This is a genomic window from Treponema maltophilum ATCC 51939 (genome assembly GCF_000413055.1).
Classification (GTDB): domain Bacteria; phylum Spirochaetota; class Spirochaetia; order Treponematales; family Treponemataceae; genus Treponema_C; species Treponema_C maltophilum.
On sequence record NZ_KE332518.1, the window covers coordinates 17,490 to 38,512 of the forward strand.

The 21,023-nt window shown below is 45.4% G+C and carries 18 protein-coding genes and 1 pseudogene; 10 read left to right on the forward strand and 9 right to left on the reverse strand.

Going from position 1 to position 21,023, the window contains the following annotated elements:
• Positions 1-100: 100 nt before the first annotated feature.
• The 3 genes from HMPREF9194_RS00080 to HMPREF9194_RS00090 form a co-directional block, all read right to left on the reverse strand.
• Positions 101-532 carry a putative toxin-antitoxin system toxin component, PIN family gene (locus HMPREF9194_RS00080; RefSeq protein ID WP_016524324.1) on the reverse strand — a complete coding sequence of 144 codons (432 nt, stop codon included), beginning with the start codon at positions 530-532 and terminating at the stop codon, positions 101-103.
• Positions 513-821, reverse strand: coding sequence for a type II toxin-antitoxin system RelB/DinJ family antitoxin (locus HMPREF9194_RS00085; RefSeq protein WP_016524325.1), 309 nt, complete (start codon positions 819-821; stop codon positions 513-515). The genes HMPREF9194_RS00080 and HMPREF9194_RS00085 overlap by 20 nt, the downstream gene beginning before the upstream one ends.
• A gap of 111 nt (positions 822-932) precedes the next feature.
• Entirely contained in the window at positions 933-1,607 is a 675-nt protein-coding gene (locus HMPREF9194_RS00090; RefSeq protein ID WP_211209545.1) for a restriction endonuclease subunit S, read from the reverse strand.
• A 36-nt stretch (positions 1,608-1,643) separates the two neighbouring features.
• Between HMPREF9194_RS00090 and xerA the strand changes: the two genes are divergently transcribed.
• Both xerA and HMPREF9194_RS12585 read left to right on the forward strand, forming a co-directional pair.
• Positions 1,644-2,627 (forward strand): site-specific tyrosine recombinase/integron integrase, encoded by a 984-nt coding sequence (gene xerA, locus HMPREF9194_RS00095; protein WP_016524327.1) that lies wholly within the window; start codon positions 1,644-1,646, stop codon positions 2,625-2,627.
• Positions 2,628-2,640: 13 nt separating this feature from the next.
• A pseudogene (locus tag HMPREF9194_RS12585) lies at positions 2,641-3,114 on the forward strand (restriction endonuclease subunit S); the annotation flags it as partial.
• Positions 3,115-3,167: 53 nt separating this feature from the next.
• Here HMPREF9194_RS12585 and HMPREF9194_RS12205 read toward each other — a convergent pair.
• The 4 genes from HMPREF9194_RS12205 to HMPREF9194_RS00125 form a co-directional block, all read right to left on the reverse strand.
• A complete protein-coding gene (locus HMPREF9194_RS12205; RefSeq protein WP_016524329.1) occupies positions 3,168-4,298 on the reverse strand; it encodes a restriction endonuclease subunit S in 1,131 nt (376 codons plus the stop codon).
• Positions 4,288-5,796: a type I restriction-modification system subunit M gene (locus HMPREF9194_RS00115; protein ID WP_016524330.1), complete on the reverse strand. Its 1,509-nt coding sequence runs from the start codon at positions 5,794-5,796 to the stop codon at positions 4,288-4,290. Before HMPREF9194_RS00115 ends, HMPREF9194_RS12205 begins: the two co-directional genes overlap by 11 nt.
• Before the next feature lie 61 nt (positions 5,797-5,857).
• Complete coding sequence (locus HMPREF9194_RS00120; protein ID WP_016524331.1) at positions 5,858-6,622, reverse strand: response regulator transcription factor; 765 nt, start codon at positions 6,620-6,622, stop codon at positions 5,858-5,860.
• Positions 6,600-8,417: a sensor histidine kinase gene (locus HMPREF9194_RS00125; RefSeq protein WP_156827971.1), complete on the reverse strand. Its 1,818-nt coding sequence runs from the start codon at positions 8,415-8,417 to the stop codon at positions 6,600-6,602. The genes HMPREF9194_RS00120 and HMPREF9194_RS00125 overlap by 23 nt, the downstream gene beginning before the upstream one ends.
• Positions 8,418-8,567: 150 nt before the next feature.
• Between HMPREF9194_RS00125 and HMPREF9194_RS00130 the strand changes: the two genes are divergently transcribed.
• The 8 genes from HMPREF9194_RS00130 (at position 8,568) to HMPREF9194_RS00165 (ending at position 18,280) form a co-directional block, all read left to right on the forward strand.
• Positions 8,568-9,860: an ABC transporter substrate-binding protein gene (locus tag HMPREF9194_RS00130; protein WP_016524333.1), complete on the forward strand. Its 1,293-nt coding sequence runs from the start codon at positions 8,568-8,570 to the stop codon at positions 9,858-9,860.
• 71 nt (positions 9,861-9,931) lie between these two features.
• Entirely contained in the window at positions 9,932-11,227 is a 1,296-nt protein-coding gene (locus HMPREF9194_RS00135) for an ABC transporter substrate-binding protein (RefSeq protein ID WP_016524334.1), read from the forward strand.
• A gap of 99 nt (positions 11,228-11,326) precedes the next feature.
• Positions 11,327-12,622, forward strand: coding sequence for an ABC transporter substrate-binding protein (locus tag HMPREF9194_RS00140; protein ID WP_016524335.1), 1,296 nt, complete (start codon positions 11,327-11,329; stop codon positions 12,620-12,622).
• 111 nt (positions 12,623-12,733) lie between these two features.
• Positions 12,734-13,615, forward strand: a complete 882-nt coding sequence (locus tag HMPREF9194_RS00145) for a carbohydrate ABC transporter permease (RefSeq protein ID WP_016524336.1) — start codon at positions 12,734-12,736, stop codon at positions 13,613-13,615.
• The gene (locus HMPREF9194_RS00150; protein WP_016524337.1) at positions 13,612-14,448 is read left to right on the forward strand and encodes a carbohydrate ABC transporter permease; all 837 of its coding nucleotides are present in this window, start codon (positions 13,612-13,614) and stop codon (positions 14,446-14,448) included. Before HMPREF9194_RS00145 ends, HMPREF9194_RS00150 begins: the two co-directional genes overlap by 4 nt.
• Positions 14,449-14,465: 17 nt before the next feature.
• A complete protein-coding gene (locus tag HMPREF9194_RS00155) occupies positions 14,466-16,466 on the forward strand; it encodes an alpha-amylase family protein (protein ID WP_016524338.1) in 2,001 nt (666 codons plus the stop codon).
• 114 nt (positions 16,467-16,580) lie between these two features.
• A complete protein-coding gene (locus HMPREF9194_RS00160) occupies positions 16,581-17,840 on the forward strand; it encodes an aconitase X (RefSeq protein ID WP_016524339.1) in 1,260 nt (419 codons plus the stop codon).
• Positions 17,837-18,280 (forward strand): aconitase X swivel domain-containing protein, encoded by a 444-nt coding sequence (locus HMPREF9194_RS00165; RefSeq protein ID WP_016524340.1) that lies wholly within the window; start codon positions 17,837-17,839, stop codon positions 18,278-18,280. Before HMPREF9194_RS00160 ends, HMPREF9194_RS00165 begins: the two co-directional genes overlap by 4 nt.
• A 147-nt stretch (positions 18,281-18,427) precedes the next feature.
• On the opposite strand, the gene HMPREF9194_RS00170 is transcribed toward HMPREF9194_RS00165, so the two are convergent.
• Both HMPREF9194_RS00170 and murJ read right to left on the reverse strand, forming a co-directional pair.
• Positions 18,428-19,372 carry a PfkB family carbohydrate kinase gene (locus HMPREF9194_RS00170; RefSeq protein WP_016524341.1) on the reverse strand — a complete coding sequence of 315 codons (945 nt, stop codon included), beginning with the start codon at positions 19,370-19,372 and terminating at the stop codon, positions 18,428-18,430.
• Positions 19,369-20,973 carry a murein biosynthesis integral membrane protein MurJ gene (murJ, locus tag HMPREF9194_RS00175; protein ID WP_016524342.1) on the reverse strand — a complete coding sequence of 535 codons (1,605 nt, stop codon included), beginning with the start codon at positions 20,971-20,973 and terminating at the stop codon, positions 19,369-19,371. The genes HMPREF9194_RS00170 and murJ overlap by 4 nt, the downstream gene beginning before the upstream one ends.
• Between the last annotated feature and the right edge of the window lie 50 nt (positions 20,974-21,023).

Consider the following 21,023-nt stretch of genomic DNA (forward strand, 5'->3'; position numbering starts at 1 on the left):
CCGCCTTTTCATAGTCTGCCTCTGTGTACGACATAGAAATACCCCTTTCTTTTATATTCTATATCGAAACCCCTCAAGAAGTAAACAATCATTTATCGGCTTATTGTGTGAGTATATCCAAAAATTGACGCGGCGTTACGACAAAAGGATTTGCAGGAAAATGTTTTATATTACCCGTAATCAAATAGGTTTCAAACTGCTTCCGTGCATTCAATGTAACTGCATAAAAAACAATATCTTTCGGATCGGGTATCGGCTCTGTTATACTTATGCTGTCAAATTTTAAGCCTATTTCTTGTATCGCATCCACTGCAATATCGACCGATTCCGTCGGAAAGCAAAATTTCGAACGATGCAACACGGCGGAATATTCGGCAATGATTTCCTCATTGTAGACAGGGATAATTTTTCCGGCGTACATATAGTCAATAATATAACGGGGAACGGAATTTTCTTTTAAGAATGCGGAAACAAGAACATTCGTATCAATGACGGCGTACAAAAGCATCCCGTTATCGCTTGCGAGCAGCATCGATTTCGGTATTGATTTCTTCAAGGCTCATGTCGGAAATGCCGTTTGAAGCTGCGCTTTGTGCCATTGCCTGCATTGCCGATAGTACGTTTTGCGGAATCCGTGCTCTTACGGCATCCCGATCATAGTTTCCTAATTTCATACTAAAAGGAATACCGTTTTCGGCAACGCTGCGCTTAAAAAAAATACGTACCGCTGTCGATAAATCAAGCCCCAGATTTTCATAGACGGCAGCCGCATCGTCTTTCAGTTTTTCATCAACACGGATTTGAACCAAAGTGCTTGCCATAGTCAACCTCTGTTATAGTATTATACTATAAAAAAGTGTTTTTGCAAGCACATTGTAATGATAACACAAGTGAGATCTTGGTGAAATTAGTTTTATCCGTTTTGCTGCGTCTTAGTCCGTTTTGAGATGTGAAACATCAATTTCTCCCGACATAAGGCGGGGAAATAAAGCGTCTCGGAGATTTTGAAGATGACAATTTTCCACATAATTTGTTTCGATAGCTGCATCTATGGGATTGACTAGTACCTCAAACCGCTGAAGTATCTGACTGGAAGGGATAAGTATAGGAAGATTCATCATATCATCCTTATTAATGGATCCAAAAACAGTACCTTCGCCATTGTATATATTTAAAACTCGTTTTAAAACAAACATCGTATAGAGAGTAAAAGATTGACAATTATTACTTTGGATCGCCGCTAGACCGCGACCGAGACAACAAGGCTCAAAAGCAACATTCAAATCCCCTACAGGAGCTCGGATGCTCACAAGTACATCACCTTTCATCGCCATACGTTTAGATTGTGTGGTGAATAGGCGACGTGAAGGAAAGCGAAAACCAAACTCGGCACGTCCTTGATAAAATACCGTTCCAATGCCGTCTGTATTGAAAGTCGTTCCTGCGGGTGACTGCCCCATCATAACGGTAGCAATATCAGAGAGAATGCCTTCTCGCCAATCCTTCGGCATCTTTCCGCCAAAAGGCTCAAAATCCACAAACCACGATTTAAAAATCGCTTGCGCTATCTGCTCTAAATGATTGTTTATCTTTCCCCTTGCTGTCATTATAAATCAATTACTTACCGAAAGACAGGGGGAATAATGAAGGACAAACTGATTACGGCGATACAAATGCGTATGGCACCGCTGCTCGACACAGCACAGCAGGCGGAACTGCAGCGGGTGCTGGCATACTACTTTCACGATGTGGATGTTATTGAGCGGCAAGCTTCCGATCAACAGGAAAAAGAAGGGTTGCTTGAAATGTTTATTGCGGCAAAGGGGGTAGAGGGCTGTTCGGAAAAATCATTGAAATATTATGATTCAACTATACGACAGATGCAAAACAGCGTCAAAAAACCCGTACGGGAGATTACTACCGACGATTTACGGGTTTACCTTGCCGACTATCAAAAAGAACGAAAATCAAGTAAAGTAACAATAGACAATATGCGGCGGATTTTCAGCAGCTTTTTCGGATGGTTGGAGGACGAGGATTATATCCTCAAAAGCCCCGTCCGTCGAATCCATAAGATAAAGGCGGATAAAATAATCAAAGATACTTTTTCCGACGAAGGATTGGAACTGCTTCGTGATGCCTGTGACGACGTCCGCGATTTGGCAATGATCGACTTGCTTGCTTCTACGGGGATGCGTGTCGGCGAGTTGGTCGGTTTGAATCGGGAAGACATCAGTTTTCATGAAAGGGAATGCGTCGTGTTCGGCAAAGGCAAAACTGAACGATTGGTCTACTTCGATGCACGGACAAAGATTCATCTGCAAAACTACCTCGATTGCCGTACCGACAACAATCCTGCTCTTTTTGTATCGCTTGCCCTGCCGTATAAGCGGTTATTAATAGGCGGTGTAGAGACAAGGCTTCGCGAAATCGGTAAGCGTGCGGATATACAAAAGGTTCATCCGCACAAATTCCGGCGCACCCTTGCCACGCGGGCAATCGATAAAGGCATGCCCATTGAACAAGTACAACGTTTACTCGGCCATGTGAAAATAGATACGACAATGACCTATGCAATGGTCAATCAGGCGAATGTAAAAAATTCGCATAGAAAATTTATCGGCTGAGGAGAGGAATGATATGAGAAAGTGGAAAGATTGCATACTTGCAGATCTCGGCGAAATTATCGGAGGTGCGACCCCATCTACAACGAATAAAAACTATTACGGTGGTGATATAGTTTGGATAACACCGAAGGATTTATCGACGCTTCAAGGGCGATTTATTCATCATGGAATGCGTAACATTACAAGAGAAGGTTTAAACAGTTGTTCGGCGCGGCTTATGCCGAAACATAGCATCCTATTTACATCACGAGCTCCTATCGGATATGTGGCGATCACGGGAAATGAAGTATGTACCAATCAGGGCTTTAAGAGCATTATACCGAATGCTAACACAGATTATCTGTTTCTGTATTATCTTCTTGTCCATAATCGCAACAGAATAGAAAATATGGGAAGTGGTACGACCTTCAAAGAAGTTTCCGGTTCTGTAATGAAAGATATAACCGTTTCCGTACCGTCTGATATAGCGGAACAGCGGATAATTGCTCGCATACTTGGCGCTCTGGACGATAAGATTGAAAATAACACCGCGATAAACAATCATTTAGCATCCTCGAGGTCGGTTACCGATAATTTACCGGACATTAGACGGGGTAAGAGAGTATCGCGAATTGCTGCGAGACAGGCGGTTTCAAGTTTAAGCTGTCCGAGCGTTGTCTGTATATCCGTGTAGTAACAATTAAACTTTCGCACAAAATCAATTGGAGGATATGATATTTGAATAAGTGCAAAATTATCATAGCTCAATGATTGTCTAACTGACCCGGATGCTCGTATACGTAATTCTTCTTGAAAATTTGGCAATTTTAAGAAGAATCGAAAAAAATTGTGGTATTCAGGTTCAGAACGGAAAACAATATAAACAGGGCTAACGCACCCTGCAAAACCAAAGGTGTTTATCCCAATCGATCCGATATTGACGCGGGCGGGATTGTAAGCAAAGTCATTAGGCTCGACAACAATATATCTGCCAATATCTTTACTATAAACCTGTTTCGTAAAGAACTCTTCTGAAAGCACAAGATTACCTGTTCTTACCGCAGATAATACTGGCAAATATTGATTCTTGACCTTTGTTCGGATTTCTTGGATAACAGTACCGAGCTTAACGCTTTTCCAGTTATTGGAGGCATTATCCACAAACCACGATTTAAAAATCGCCTGCGCTATCTGCTCTAAATGATTGTTTATCGCTTTATTGTTGGAAATTTGAGCATCCAATGCGGATAGTATATCCGCAATTTTAATTTGTATACCAATCGGTAGATTGGGAACTTCATACTTCATTATTGCATCTTTATCGCCGCGCGGCATTTTTGTTCCCTTTGCCGTGGCTGTAGCGTAATTAAAAAAAGCATTATCCGAAAGTAAATAATAAAGAAATCCGGGATACGTATTTTCCTTTGCCCGCAATATCAGTATGTCATTTGAACATCCGCCGCTGCGGTCGGCATACCATATCTTTTTAAAATATGGTCTGATATTGGAAATCAGCACGTCTCCCGGTTGATAGGCTTGTATTTGATTGACGGTCGGTAATCGGGCCGAACGAATAACGCCTTCTTTATTCTGAAGCATATTTTCCGTAGAAATATAATTATTTAAATCCAAATCGGTGACAACAATTCGCTCATCAGTAAAAGTACAAATATCGGAAAGTTTATATTTCATACCCGAGCGCTCCCAGTTTTTTACGGATTTCATCTTCCAATTCGCCTGAACGTTTGAACAACTCCGAGAGCTCACCGGTCAATCGTGTCATCTTTTCTTCAAACGGCTCGCCGTCATCTTCTTGGGCTTCGATACCTACATAGCGTCCCGGGGTAAGGATATAATTCTGATTAGCTATTTCGGCAGTAGTGACGGCGGAACAAAAACCTTGTACATTTTCAAGTGTCCCGGCATTAAAAGCTTGAAAGGCAGCGTTTATCCTGCCGATATCTTCAGCGGTTAATTCGCGCAGACGCCGGCTGACCATCGTTCCCATTTTGCGAGCGTCGATGAACAGTGTCTTTCCTTTTTGTTTTTTGTTACGGTTGATAAACCAAAGCGATACCGGAATCTGCGTCGTATAAAACAGTTGTGTAGGCATAGCAATAATGCCCTCTACGAGATCGTCTTCAATTATTCTTTTGCGAATCTCACCTTCCCCGCCTGTTTGGGAAGAAAGCGAACCGTTGGCAAGCACCATGCCGATTTTTCCGTTCGGTGAAAGATGTGAAATCATATGCTGGAGCCACGCGAAATTGGCGTTTCCGGAAGGCGGCAAACCGAACTTCCAGCGCGGATCATCGTTTAAACTGCCGTCGTTCCAATCCGAAAGATTGAAAGGCGGATTGGCGAGGATAAAATCCGCTTTAAGCGTCTTATGCAAGTCGTGGTGGAATGTATCGGCATTGTAATCGCCGAGGTCGGCTTCGATTCCTCGGATAGCGAGATTCATCAATGCCATTTTGCGCGTAGTCGGATTGGCGTCCTGTCCGAAGATTGAGAGGTTGTTGATATTACCGGAGTGATGTTTTACAAAATCGGCGGACTGTACGAACATCCCGCCGGAACCGCAACACGGATCGTATACGCGTCCTTTAAACGGCTGCAACACTTCAACGAGTGTCCGTACTACACAAGCCGGCGTGTAAAATTCCCCCGCTCGTTTACCTTCCTGCTCGGCGAATTTTGCAAGGCAATATTCATAGGTACGGCCTAAAATATCTTTATCGGTGCCGTGTTCGGCCATTTGAACATTGGTGAACAAGTCTACCACGTTTCCCAAACGCCGCTTATCCAATTCGCTGCGGGCATAATTTTTGGGAAGGATATCTTTCAGCCGTTTGTTTTCTTTTTCAATTGCTCGCATTGCATCATCAATAACCGTGCCGATTTCCTCTTTATGTGCCGTTTCGGAAATAACGCTCCAGCGTGCCGACGGCGGCACGAAGAATACGTTCACCTCGGTGTAGGCGTCTTTATCTTCCGCATCGTCGTCGGCCGCAAGCAACTCTTGCCGCCGTGCATCGAATTTATCCGAGATGAATTTCAAAAAGATGAGCCCGAGAACGACATGCTTATAGAGTCCCGCATCCATATTGCCGCGCAAAATATCGGCAGCAGCCCAAATCTGTTGTTCGAAACCGATAGTCGCCGTATTGTTTTTGTTTCCTTTAGCCATGTATTATTTTTCTCCCTTTTTGTGATTAATTCGAATGTCGGCTGCTCGAACAGTCAGCCGACTATATTTTGCATGTATTCTTATATTCGCTTACGGACATTCCCGTTTCTTTTTTGAAAAGTTTGCTCACGTACAGCGGGTCTTCAATGCCGATGAGTGAGGTAATCGTTTTAACGGACAGGGACGGGTTTTGTTTCAGTAAGACTTTCATCTTGTCTATCCGTGCGCGGATAAGATACTGCGTCGGAGACAATCCCGTGTGTTTTTTAAACACGCGGCTGATATAGGCAGCCGTGTATTTGAAGTTGTCCGCGAGCGATTGCTGATTGATGTTTTCGTGCAGATGTTCGAGAATGTACTTTTCGATAGCGTAAATAAGTTTTTTGTTTGCGTATTCGCCTTTGCCTTTTTGCAAAGAAAGACATTCGCGCCGCCGGTTTTTATATTCGATCGAGGCGGTTTCTTTTTCGATTTCATGCAAAACGGCGGAAAGTTCGCCTTCGTCAACGGGCTTGAGTAAATAGCGGTATACACTGAGGCCGACGGCTTTTTGCGCGTAGTCGAATTCTTTATAACTCGTTAAAATAACGCAGATTATCGGCAGTTTTTCGGCTACAATGTGCTCAATCAGTTCAAGTCCCGTAATAAGGGGCATTTGAATATCGGTAATAAGCACATCGGGAATTTCGTCATTCAGCGCTTGCAGCACTTGTTTACCGTTCGTGCAACTTTTTGCAACCGAAAAATTCTTGTTCAGTTTCGGTATAAGATCCGATATGTCGCGTAAAATAAGCGGTTCGTCTTCAGCAACAAATACGCGGATCATGTACCGTCCCTCCGATATGAACTTCGGTGCCGCCTAAAACGCTTTTATGTATTTCGAAAACGGCCTGCATTCCGACAAACATTTTAAGCCGTACTCCCGTATTTATCAAGCCCATGCCGCCGATGCGCACTTCTTCTATATGCTGCGCCGGGTCAATGAGAAATTCGCTGATGGTATAAAAAATCTCAAACAGTTTTTTTTCTTCGATGCCGCAGCCGTTGTCTTCGACGGTGCAGTGCCAAAAATCGCCGGTACGGTACAAACGAATGTATACTTTCCACGGCGGTTCGGTTCTTTTAAAAGCGTGCGCAAAGCAGTTTTCGACCAAGGGCTGCAGTATGAGCCGCGGAACTTTAATCTTTTCGCTTTCCATTCCTTCTTCCGTGTCGATGCGGATATCGACTTGTTCCCCGAACCGTATTTTCATAAGTGAAAGATAGTTTTCGGTATGCCGGATTTCATCCTGCAAAGCAACGATCGGTTTGTTAAAAACGGTGATGTACCGGAACATTGCCGAAAGCTCGCTGCAGATTTTTATAACAAGCGCATTGTTTTTTTCCCTGCTGCACGCGCTTATAACCGCAAGCATATTGTATAAAAAATGCGGATCGATTTGCGATTGCAATGCGATAAAATGCGCTTTCAGCTCTTCGGTTTTTGCCGTGTTTTTTTCGCTTATGGAGTCCTGTAATTTTTCGAACAGGCGGTTAAAGGTCGACGATATAAAACTTGATTCGTCATCTTCCGCTTTTAAATCCGTAAAAGCAGCCGGTTCCGAAAGAGCCGTGGTCGTGTCGCCGATTTTCTTTATGGCGAGTTCAAGCGGCTGCGTTAATTTTTTTGCGGTAAAAAAAGTAATGTAAGCGAAAATAACAATAAGCATTACCGTAAGCACTAAAAAGGTAAAGCTTATATGACGTATAAGTTTTTTCAGCACGGACGTATCGTCTATAAAAACCGTTGTCCAGCCGACCGACGGCGCTTTGGCAAAAAAAACGATATAAGAAGCGTGCCCGTTTTTTGTTTTAAACATGCCGCTCTGTTCGGCGCAAGAGGAAATATGTCCGATTATTTTTTTATAAAAACCTTCATCGTTTTTATGCTCGGAATATACCGTTAAAAAATTATCGTTAAAGATGAGTTTTTCGACATCCGCGGTCGTCGGACTGTCTAAAATTTTTATGATCTCTTCAAACGGAAGCTGAATTTCGACAATCCCCGATTCTTTAAATCCGTATACATCCATGATAATTCTGGAAATGCTGATAAAAAGTCTGTCCCGATTTTTACCCCAAAAATCCGGATGAGGCAGCGATATGTTTGCTTTGTCCAAAAAGATTTTTCCGGTTATGTTTTTTGCAAAAAAATTCGAAGCGAAATTACGTTTAACGGTATCGATATCGTCGGGAATCCCGAACGAAAGATATTTGCCCTTGTCATTGTAAAGACTCGTCCGAAGCAGCGGACGCGATGCCGGCAGCACAATAGTTATAAGCGTTTTATTTAAAAGATTTTGCTCGGCCGCGTTTAACTGATCATAGCTCAGCGTGTGGGAGAGAAACCCGGTAATAACGGGATTGGTTACGCAAAAAAGCGCCGTGCGGTCGAGATCGAGCAGCAGGGTTTCCGTTTGTCGCGTTGTACGCCGGACGATATCGGCAACGCTGTCGGTATATTTGTTCGTCAAAATTCGTACGGTATATCTGTAGAGTAGGGCAAACACGAGCGCGGCCGAACAGCATAACAGTACCGTATAGAGAATGAATATTTTTTTGCGCAGTTTTATTTTTTTCACGGTTGCAGTATAGCATATTTTTTCGCGACAGGGCGGCAAAAAAGTTCGATTTTTCCATATAAATATGTCAATTTGTACATTCCGAATTCGGAAAAGTCGTTTTAGAATAAATCAAACGATTTTGTATTGAAAACTTTTTATGGAGGTTTTATGAAGAAAATTGCGTTGGGATTATGTGTGTTTTGCATGGCGTTCGGTTTGCCGTTTGCGAACGGCGAAAAAGAAGGCGGCGGCAAAACGAAAAACGTCGAGATTTCTTTTATGTTGTCGCAGGCAAAATGGAAAGATGTCTTTACCGATATGGCCGAACAAATAAAAAAAGACACGGGGTATGTTATTGAATTTCAAGTTGTACCGGATGACCAGTATTATCCGCTTTTAAAAACGAAACTCACGACAGGCGAAGTTCCCGATGTTTTTATGTACAACGTTCCAATGAACAATGTCGATTTGAATACGGTAAATAATACCGTTGATCTCGGAAATGAACCATGGGTTTCGAGGCTTTCAAACCCGAACATTTTAAAAGATCCCATCGACGGAAAGATTTATGCAATGCCGTTTGAATCTTCAAGTTTTTTCGGTCCCGTATATTACAACAAAAAAGTGTTCCGCCGGCTCAATATTTCCGAAACGCAACCGAAAACATACGAAGAGTTTCTTAACGTTTTGCGAAAGATCAAAAAACAAGGAAATGGCGTTATTCCCGTTTACATGTGTGAAAAAGATTCGTGGACTACGCAGGTTTTTACGACTTTGGGCTTCGGCGTCGCCTTGTCGGATAAAAAAGAGGTATGGAATAAATTACTCCAAAATAAAATAAAATGGAGCGACGTTCCCGAATTCCGCACGATACTTAACGATTTTATGAAAATATACAACGAAGGCTTGGTTAATGCCGACCATCTTTCCGCCACATATGACATGGCAAAAGAAGCCGTGGCTGAAGGCCGCGCGGCGATGCTGTTTAACGGCGAATGGGCTTTATCGGATATAGAGAGCAAATATCCCGATGCGGATATGGGCGCATGGATTATTCCTTTTATGGATAAAAATCTTATGGGAACAGGCGCTTATGTGCAGGGGCTGTTTATTCCGAAACGCGGCAATGTCGCAGCTGCAAAAAAATTATTGGAAATATGGGCGCAACCGAAGTATCAGGCTTTGTATTGGGCGGCTCATCCGGGATTCCCGGGTTTCAAAGATGTTGACGGCGGTGCCGTGCCCAAGGCAGTCGATACGCTGGTAAAAACCTATATTTTAACGGGAAAGTACGCATATCAAATGAACGATATGGTTCCCATAACCGCACCGATTCAACCGGAATTATGGAAGTATTACGTTGAAATGACGGCCGGGATGAAAACACCCGAACAAGTGCTTAAAGCATGGGATGTTTTATACAGCGATTATATGAAGGCACGTAAAGAACCCGGTTTTTAAAAAGCAAAAAAGAAGTACCGGTTAATCCGTCTGTCGGCCAATCGGTACTTCTAAAAAATAAAGGAGGTTTTATGAAGAAAATTGCGTTGGGATTATGTGTGTTTTGCCTGGCATTCGGTTTACCGTTCGCGAACGGAGAAAAAGAAGGCGGCGGCAAAACGAAAACGGTGGAATTGTCCATGATGATTCCGCAGGGAAGTTGGCGCGATGTGTATGCGGATATGGCTGCAGCGGTTAAAGCGGATACCGGCTATTCGGTAGAATTTCAAGTGATACCCGATGACCAATTTTATCCGCTGCTTCAGACCAAATTGGCTACGGGTGAAGTTCCCGATTTGGTAAAACATAACATACCCACAAACAACACCGAAATGAGTGCGAACCAAACAATGGTGGACTTGAGCAACGAGCCGTGGGTATCGCGCTTGGTAAACCCGAATATTTTAAAGGATCCGCAAAGCGGTAAAATCTTTGCTTTGCCCATAGAATCGTCCAGTTTTTTCGGCGGTATTTACTATAACAAAGCCGTGCTTAAAAAGTTGGGAATTTCGGAAAAACAACCCGCAACATGGAACGACCTGCTCAATGTTTTAAGAAAAATTAAGCAAAGCGGAACGGGAATCATCCCCGTTGTCTGTTCCGAAAAAGACAGCTGGACAACGCAGGTGTTTACGACACTGGGTTTTCCCGTTGCCGTTGCGAAAAAGCCGCAGGTTTGGAATCAGCTGCTTACGAATAAAATCAAATGGTCGCAAGTTCCCGAATTTAAAACTATCCTTGATCGCTATACCATGTTATTCAAAGAAGGACTGGTAAACGACAACCACTTATCTTTTTCGTACGACATGGCAAAGGAAGCCGTTGCAACAGGGAAGGCCGCAATGATGATCAACGGCGAATGGGTCGTTTCGGATATGATGGCCAAATGGCCCGGCGTTGAAATCGGTTATTGGAATATCCCGTTTACGGATAACTGCGATATCATTGCTACGGGAAGCTATGTCGGCGGCTTTTTTGTTCCGAAAAAAGGCAACGCAAAAGAAGGGGTAAAATTTCTTGAAATTTGGTCGCGGCCGAAGTATCAAAATATGTATTTTACCGCGCACCCCGGATTTTCCGGTTTGAACGATGTGAAAGGCGGTCCCGTTCCTCAGTGTGTGCAGGATATTGTGGATACGTATATCAAAACGGGTAAGTACGTGTACGAGATGAACGCGATGGTAAACGTGGCCTCTCCGATTTTACCGGAATTGTGGAAGTATTACGTTGAAATGACAGCCGGAATAAAAACTCCGGAACAAGTGCTTAAAGCCTGGGATGTTTTATACAGCGATTATATGAAGGCGCGTAAAGAAAGCGGGTTTTAAAAAGTAAAAAAAGCAGCGGTAAAGAGCGTCGACTGACAAAATGTCGAAGCTCTTTATGCCGAGCTTACGTTGCAAATTCGTATTATGTATGGAGGTACTATGAAAAAGATTGCGGTAGGACTGTGTGTTTTTTTTCTGGTATTCGGTTGGTTGTTTGCAAACGGCCAAAAAGAAAGCGAGGGTAGAGCGGGAACGATTGAACTGTCTTTAATGATGCCGCAAAGCAGCTGGCGTGATGTGTATGCGGATATGGCTGCTGCAGTAAAAGCGGATACCGGCTATTCGGTAGAATTTCAGGTAATACCCGCAGATCAATTTTATCCGTTGCTCCAAACAAAACTTGCAACAGGCGAAGTCCCCGATATCGTTAAGTATAATGTTCCTACGAACAATACCGAAATGAACGCGAATGAAACGATGGTGGATTTGAGCAACGAGCCGTGGATATCGCGTTTGGTAAATCCGAATATTTTAAAAGATCCGCAAAGCGGCAAAATCTTCGCCCTGCCCATAGAATCGTCAACTTTTTTCGGCGGCATTTACTATAACAAAGCCGTACTTAAAAAGCTGGGGATTCCGGATAAACAACCGACAACGTGGGATGAATTGCTTAATATCTTGAGAAAGATTAAACAAAGCGGAACCGGAATTGTCCCCGTCGCTTGTTCCGAAAAAGAAAGCTGGACAACGCAAATTTTTATGACCTTGGGCTTTCCCATTTCGATTGCCGACAAGCCTCAGATTTGGAATCAGCTGCTTACGAATAAAATCAAATGGTCCCAGATTCCCGAATTTAAAACCATTCTCGACCGTTATAATACACTGTTCAAGGAAGGGCTGGTAAATAAAGATCACTTGTCTTTTACCTATGATATGGCAAAAGAAGCTGTAGCATCGGGAGAAGCCGCAATGATGATCAACGGCGAATGGGTTATCATTGATATCCTTGCGAAATGGCCTAATGCGGAAATCGGATGCTGGAATATACCCTTTACCGATAATTGTGACCTGATAGCCACCGGTAACTATGTCGGCGGTTTCTTTGTCCCGAAAAAAGGTAATTCCGCAGAGGCTCGGAAATTTCTTGAAATCTGGTCGCGCCCGAAGTACCAAAATATGCTTTTTGCGGCATTTCCCGGATTTCCCGGTTTGTCCGATGTTAACGGAGGGAACGTTCCTCCCGCCGTTCAGAATATTGTTGATACATATATAAAAACCGGCAAATATGTGTATGAAATGAATGCAACAATGAATGTCGCTTCTCCTATATTGTCCGAATTGTGGAAGTATTACGTTGAAATGACGGCCGGAATGAAAACACCCGAACAGGTACTTAAAGCATGGGATGTTTTATATACCGATTATATGAAGGCACGTAAAGAGAGCGGGTTTTAAGTTTCAGGAACATTAAAGATTTTGCAGGTGCTGCCCCAAAACCGAAGTTTTTGGGCAGCACCCTTGATTTTATGCGTGCAGTTTTGTCAGTTTCAGTAAGAGGAGGTTTTTGTGCAGAAACAGCGAATCGATTCTTTGTATCCGAACTATTTTGCTTTTCCCGCATTGATTATCTATACCGTTTTTTTTGTTATGCCGATTTTGGCCGCCTTTGTGCTGTCTTTTACGGATTGGCATATCATGCGCTTGTTTTCTCCGAATTTTATCGGATTTGAAAATTTTATTTATTTATTTAAAGACACGAATTTTATTTTGGCATTAAAGAATACGTTTATCTTCGCATTTTTTACCATGGTATTTAAAGTTCTGTTCGGCTTATTGCTTGCTCTCGCCTTGGTAAAGCCGCTGAAAACAAAAAATATACTACGTACGATTTTTTATCTGCCGGCGGTATTGAGTATCGTAATTGCGGGCGTGTTGTTTCAGGCATTGTTTAAAAGCAACGGATTTTTAAATACGTTTTTAACGGCAATCGGCTTGGAACGCTGGGCTACGGACTGGATCGGCAATCCCAAAACCGCGCTGTTTACCACCATTGTGGTTGAAATATGGCGGTGGAGCGGCTTTACGATGGCAATCCTTATTGCGGGCTTGCAAAACATCTCCGCCGATTATTACGAATCCGCACAAATAGACGGTGCATCTTCCTGGCAGCGATTTCTTTATATTACGCTGCCCCTTTTACGGCCGGCTTTAACCATTACGATTGTTATGCATACGATAGGCGGCTTGAAAGTTTTCGAACAGGTATTTGTTATTACGGCGGGAGGACCGGGTTTTGCTTCTCAAGTATTGGGAACCTATATCTTTACGGCCTTTGCGCAGGGACGCTTCGGTCGGTCGACGGCAATGGGTTTGATACTTTTCCTTTTGGTTTTTGCCGTTTCTTACACCGTTAATACCCTGCTTAAACGAAAGGAGGTGGAAGCATGAAAACAAAACCCGGGCATAAAAAACATATTTCACTGCTCATACTGGAAATATGTATGATTTTGCTGTCGCTGTTGATTATTATTCCGCTGTTGATTATGATTTTCGGCTCTCTTAAAACCGCCGCCCGCGCAGCCCAGTTTTCGTTGGCTTTTCCGACGGAAATGCTGTTTTCGAATTATGCGTATGTTATAAAAAAAGCGAATATATTCCGTGCGGCAATGAACAGCATCGTCGTAACCTTTTTTGCCGTTGCAATCTGTATTTTTTGTTCGGCGATGGTATCTTTTTTGGCGGCACGAAAAATCAATCGTTTTACGAAATTTTTGAACACATATTTTCTTGCAGGCCTCATCGCGCCCGTTCAGATTATCACAACCTTCGGCTTACTGCAGCTTCTGCATTTAAACGGAACTTATGTCGGTGTTATTTTGGTTTTTGCCGCCATACAAATGTCGTGGGGTGTTTTTATGTTTACCGGTTTTATCGGAACCGTTCCGCGGGAATTGGATGAAGCGGCTTTTATTGACGGCTATCCGCCGATGAAAGTGTTTTTCTCAATTATATTTCCTTTGCTTAAACCTATCGTCGTTACAACCGTTGTTATGCTTGCCATATTTATTTGGAACGATTTTCAAATCCCGCTGTATTTTTTCAATACGGCAAAGTGTTGGACGCTGCCGCTGACTGTGTATAACTTTTTCGGCAGATACTTTAACTATTGGAATTATGTATTTGCAAACCTTGTGCTGGTAGCGCTTCCCGTTACGATTTTATATTTGTTCGGACAAAAGTACGTCATAGACGGAATGACGGCCGGCGCCGTAAAAGGTTAAAATTATAAGGAGTTAGTATGTTGGCATTCAGACAAGTCCATTTGGATTTTCATACTTCCGGTTTAATACCCGGAATCGGAGAAAAATTCGATAAAAAACAATTTCAGGATGCTTTGAAAGCAGGCCATGTCAATTCGATAACCGTATTTTCAAAATGCCATCACGGCTGGTCGTATCATCCGACAAAGGTAAACGAAATGCATCCGCATTTAAAGTTCGATTTGCTGCAAGCTCAGTTGGACGCATGCAAAGAAATCGGCGTGCGCGCTCCGGTATATATATCCGCCGGCTTGGACGAAAAAGAAGCGGTGCGGCACCCTGAATGGCTGTTTCGCCGAGCGGATGAATCATTGAGTTGGGCTGCGGATTTTACCGGTGAGCCGTATTTTCACGTACTGTGTTTTAACACCGGCTACATGGACTTACTCGAAAAACAAATAGAAGAAGTTATGCAAAAATACGATCCGTGCGGTATTTTTTTGGATATCGTATCGATTCAGCCGTGTTATTGCGCATCCTGCCGGAACGAGATTCTCAAGCGCGGAAAAGACCCTCGCAACATTGATGCGGCTATGGAACAAGCCGAGTTGGTGTACAAGCGCTACGCGCAGCGGGTTGAAAAAACGATCCGCGCATACAGCAAAACCTGTACGATTTTTCATAACGGCGGCCATATTCCCAAGGGGCGGCGCGACATTGCGCAAAACGACACGCATTTGGAACTTGAAAGTCTGCCTACCGGCGGCTGGGGCTATAATCACTTTCCGCTTTCCGCATCGTACGTTATGCAGTTGAACAAAGAGTATTTGGGCATGACGGGAAAATTTCACAGTACGTGGGGTGAATTCGGCGGCTTTAAACACCCGAACGCACTCCGTTATGAAACGGCCTTGTCGATTGCGTACGGGGCAAAGTGTTCGATAGGAGATCAGTTGCATCCCTCCGGAGAAATGAATGAAGACACATACCGTCTTATCGGTGCCGCTTATTCCGAAGTTGAAAAAAAAGAGCCGTGGTGCGAAGACGCTTACAACATTGCCGACGTGGGTGTTTTGAGCGAAGAAGCCGTACATACGAAAATTGCAAACAGGGACACAATCTACAACGGCGATATCGGTGCAAATAAAATCCTCATGGAAGGAAAGTATCTGTACCGCTTTTTGGATTTGCAATCCGACTTTACGTCCTACAAGGTTATTATATTGCCGGATACCGTTCGCCTCGATAAAAAGACGGCAAAGCGGCTTGCCGATTATATAAGCAAGGGCGGAAAGATTTTGGCCTCCGGTCAAAGCGCTCTGGCAAGTGACTCGGATACCTTTTGTTTGGATGTGGGCGCCGCATACCGCGGTCCTGCAAAAACCTGTCCCGACTATGTCATAGCGGACAAAGAAGTCGGCATCGGCGAAACGGCGCACGTCATGTATACGCAAGGCTTCGACATAAAACGGCTGAAAGGAAAGTGCCCCCTGTATCGGCAGCCTTCGTATTTTAACAGAGATACGTACAGTTTTTGTTCGCACCGGCATACTCCGAATAACCCCGACGCCCGTTTGGAAGAAGCGGCCGTTTTTACAAAAAATACGGTGTATATAAGCTGGAATATCTTTTCGGATTACGGAAAAACGGGTTCGCTTCATCACAAAAAAATCGTCATGTATGCGCTCGACCGGCTTTTGGACGCCGATAAAACAATTCGCGTTTCGCTTCCCGATAAGGCAGTTGTAACGCTCACGGAGCAAAAAAAGCGCAAGCGCTACATTGTACACGAACTGTTCGCGCATACGACAAACCGCGGAACGCTTTCGGGAAACGCGCAGGAATTTAAGAACATAGAAGTCATTGAAGATATTGTTCCGTTGTATAATATAACGACGGAAGTTCGTCTTCCGCACCGAATAAAAAACGTCATGCTGGAACCGCAGCATACCGCACTTCCGTTCGAGTATGCGAAAGACAATCTGACTTTTATTGTGCCCGAGATCGACTGCCACCAGATGATTGTACTTGAATATTGACATCTCTATTGACGAGCCTTCTTTGTAGGTATAAGCTGTGTGTGCATGCTTTGCGGACGAAGCAGGAATGCCTGCATGCAAAAGGCATGATTCTATATATCGGAGGCTCGCAATATGAATTTGGATTCCGCGCAAAGGGGAATTCTCGACGGCGCGAAAGGTGAAACGCTTGCAAAGGTTATGAAAACCCTTGTCGCGTACGGAGAAGCGTTCGGCGCCGAAAAAATGGTGCCGGTTACCGGCCGGTGCGGACACTTGGTAACAAGTTTCGGCTTGGGCGTTATGAAGCCGGTGTACGCGCTCATGGATAAACTTATAGAAAGCGGGGCTGTCAGCTCTCAGCCTTTTTCGGCCGACCCGCGCCCGCTGGCACCCGAAATTCCGGTAAACTTTTTGCAAAATCTTTTGTTCAAAGTCATGTACTCGAAGCAAAGCGATTACGAACAGCAGCTTAAAAAGCTCGGCATGATGAGCGACGATGCTTTTACCTGCGCGTGCTACATGAGCGAAGTCGGCAACAAGCCGAATAAGGGCGATATACTCAGCTGGGCCGAAAGCAGCGCCGTTGTGTATGCAAACAGCGTTTTGGGCGCCCGCTGCAACCGTAACAGCGGCATCATAGAATTGTTCGGCAGCATCGCAGGCTATGTTCCGTATTTCGGGCTTCTAACCGAAGAAGGCCGCAAGGCGACGTGGAAGGTGGTCGTAAAAACGACGAAAAAACCCGAAGCGCAAATTTTAGGCAGTGCGATCGGCATGAAGGTCGTTGAAGACGTGCCTTATATCGTCGGACTCGATTCATGGCTCGGAAGCGAATTGAACGAGTCGGCAACGGCCTTTTTGAAAGACATGGGAGCCGCAGCGGCCTCGAACGGAGCGGTCGGTTTGTATCATGTTGAAGGATTGACGCCCGAAGCCGTCGAGCTCGGCCAGACGCTGCTTCAAAAAAACGCCCAAGAATATATTATAGACGATGCGGAACTCGAACGCGTAAGAGCGTCGTATCCGTGCATTTGGAAAAATCCGGATGCAAAGCCGAAACTTTGCTTTATCGGCTGTCCGCACTTGTCGCTTGCACAGCTTAAATCGTGGACCGAGCGCTTGGAAAAATTCGGCGGCAAATTGAAGGTGCCCGTCATTATGACATGTGCGCCCGGCGTTGAAAAAGAATTTGCAAAAACCCCGTATGCCGAAAAGCTCAAAAAAACGGGAGTCATACTCAGCAGTATTTGCCCGCTTATGTATATGAACAATCCTCTGTGCGGAAAAATGCCGGTTATCACGAATTCGAACAAACTGCGCACGTACACAAGCGCCCGCTATTATACCGATGACGAAATCTTTACCTACATTACGACGGGAGAAGCACAATGAAAACATTTAAAGGACGAGTTATTGCAAGGGGCAGTGCAAAGGCGAAAGCGCTTGTTTCACGGAACGGATTCAATACGCTGGCAAGCTACCAAAAGAGCCTTATGTTCGGCGATAAAAAAGGTACGTGTTCCGACCAAAACAATCCCGACGTATACGGAAAAGAACTCGCCGGTTCGGCCCTGTGCCTGCCGCAGACAATCGGCTCTACGACCGGCGGCATGGTGCTGTTTACGGCAGCCTCTTTCGGCCGCCAGCCGGCATGCATGCTGTTTTCAAAACCGATAGACTCGCTTGCCGCCGCCGGCGCCATTTTGGCGGATGTGTGGACGGACGCAAACATGCCGGTTGTGGACAGTCTCGGCGACGAGTTTTTGCAAACCGTGCAAACGGGCATGACCGTTTCGGTAGCGGAAGACGGAACCGTAACGCTCGAAGCCTGACTTAATCTTCTTTAAAATGTAGCGGCTGAGAAAATATCGATTTTCGAAAGACGCTGCATTCGTGCGCGTAAGCGCACGATAATCCGCGATGTTTCGGCTTGCCGAAACTCGGCGTTTAACAAGGCCGCGCTATTTCAGCGGCCGAAGTTAAACCTCATATAAGGTACCGACTTTTTCGCATTCGGCATTGCGAGCGGCGCAATACGTTCCTTTTGCAAGGGCTGCGGCAATATCCGGCTTTCCGCCGTGCGAAAAAGAAGTTTTAAGATACTCGTATAAAAAGCCCGAAGAAAACGAATCGCCGCAGCCGATGGGATTCACCGCTTTAACCCGCTCGACCGGATGACTGAACGCTTCGCCGCAAAAGGACGCGATTGTGCCGTCTTTTCCGCGCGTTATGACAATGCAGTTTTGCAGTTCGCGGCTTTTTGCGCATACGGCGTCCGTCAGTTCCGTGTCGCTGCACGAGGCCGAAAGGCCGAAGGTGCCGCAAAATTCCTTTGCATTTATTTTAATAACGGCGGGAGTGCACACGCCGAGTACGTTTAAAAGCTCTTTGCCCCAAAAGTCTACGAGCAGAACGCGGCCCTTGTCGCATGCGGTTTTGCATATGCGCGTTTTTAAGTCCGGTGCCCATATTTTGGGCGAAGTTCCCGCGAACAGCAGCGCATCGGAGGTTTTGAGCGCTTTTTGTACCGCGCTTATCAATCGCTTTTCGGCTTTGAGCACCGCTTTTTTGTCGGCTTCGCCTGCAAGGTCGGGCTCGTCCATAACCAATTCGGTTGTGCGCCCGCTTTCCCTGTCCAGCAGTGTACAGCATTCGCGTACGCGGCCGGGAACGGCGATTATAACAGGCTTTAAGCCGTCTTTTTTTGCCATTGCGGAAAATTCGGCTTTGTTTTCTTTTCCGGCCGGACAAACAAGCGTAACGCAGCCTTTTTCCAGCTGATTGAGCACGCGCGCCGCATTGACCGCTTTCCCCGAAGCGTCGAGGCGGTAGCGCACCGAACGGTTCACTTCGTCTACACATAAACGCTCAAACACCGCGGTTCTTTGAATTGTCGAACTCATACATAGCGCCGTAATTTTCATGGTGCCTCCGTAAAATGTTCGGTATGCGAAGTCCTTTTTTTCATAAGCGATTTAAGCAGAGGGTCTTTTGTAACAAAAAGAAGTATCGCGCCGGCAAGGGCGAACATAAGCGCGCTTATGCACAGCGGAATCCCCTGTGCAAAAAAGCGGTGCATCGAAGCGAAGGGCGCGAAAATCCGCTCTTTGAGAAAATAGGGCGCGAGGACGGCTATGCACGAAAAAAGCGCGAGTTTTAGCGCGTAAACCGAAGCCGTCGCCAAAAGTTTTCGCGCACGTATCGTTTTGCTGCGCGACAAAAGCGCGAACAAAAAGGCGGTGTTTGCAAAGCTTGCAAGCGAAAGGGCGAGCGCAATGCCGCCGCCCTTCATCGGCCGTATGAGCAGGGCTGCAATCGCGATGTTTACGGCAAAGCCGCCTATACCCGCAAGGGTCGGCGCCTTTGTGTTGCTTTGCGCGTAAAAAGCCGGCGCAATGACGCGGTTCAGCGCGATAAAAAACAAACCCGCAATATGAAAGCGGAAAGCCTGCAAGGTGAGCGCAACCGATTCGTCCGAAAAACGCTGCGTTTTGTATACGAGAACGATAATGTGTTCGCCGAACAAAAAAGCGAAAAAACTTACGGGAATCGTCGTGAGCGCGATGATGCGCACGGCTTGAACGAGCATGCGCTCGAACGACTGCCATTCTTTTTTCTTTGCAAGCGAAGACAAATCCGGCAAAATAACGGTACCGACGGAAACGGCGAAAATGCCTAGAATCAGTTCCTGCAAGCGCAGCGAATACTGAAGGCTCGATACGATTCCCGTTCCGGCGTGTCCGGCGAGGGCGGTAGAGATAACGTCGTTGAGCTGGTAAGCCGCCATGCCGACGACGGTCGGCGCGATAAGCGTGAGCACTCTCCGTGTTCCCGGATCGGAAAACGCGCGCCGTATGCCGGTAAAGGCCGGCTTAAAGCCTTGTTTTATTACAAAGGGCAGTTGGAACAGCGCTTGAATCGTGCCGCCGGCTACGACGCCGTAAGCCATTGCGCGCGCGGGGTTGGCCGTTTTGGAAGAAAGCGCGTAGGCTGCCGAAATAACGGCGATGTTGAATAAAATCGGCGTAAAGCCCGACGGCGCAAACACGTTTACGCTGTTTAGAATTCCCTGAAAAAAGGCCGCAACCGATATGACGAACAAATACGGGAACATAAGGCGCGTTAAAAAAATCAATTCGGGAACAACCGACGAATCGGCGTTTTTTAAAAAGCGCGGCGCTATGTACGGCGCCGCCATAACGCCGGCAATCACCGTCAGAGCCGTCGTAAAGCTTACAACGGTAAATACGGCGTTCAAAAAAGCCTGCACGTCGGCTTTGGTTTCGCCGCGGCGGGAATCTTCAAGATACGATTTGAATGTCGGAATGAACGCAACCGATATGCTGTTTTCGGCGAACAGGCGGCGGAACAGGTTGGGAATCATAAAGGCTACGCCGAACGCGTCGGCAAGCGCCGAAGTTCCCAAAAAAGCGGCCTTTGTCATTTCCCGCACAAGGCCCAGTATGCGCGATACAAAAGTCAACAGCGACAGTTTTATACCCGAAGAAAGTAAGGACCGCTTCATTGCAACAGCATACCGCTATTGCCTCTTTATGACAATCCCTGTAGAATATC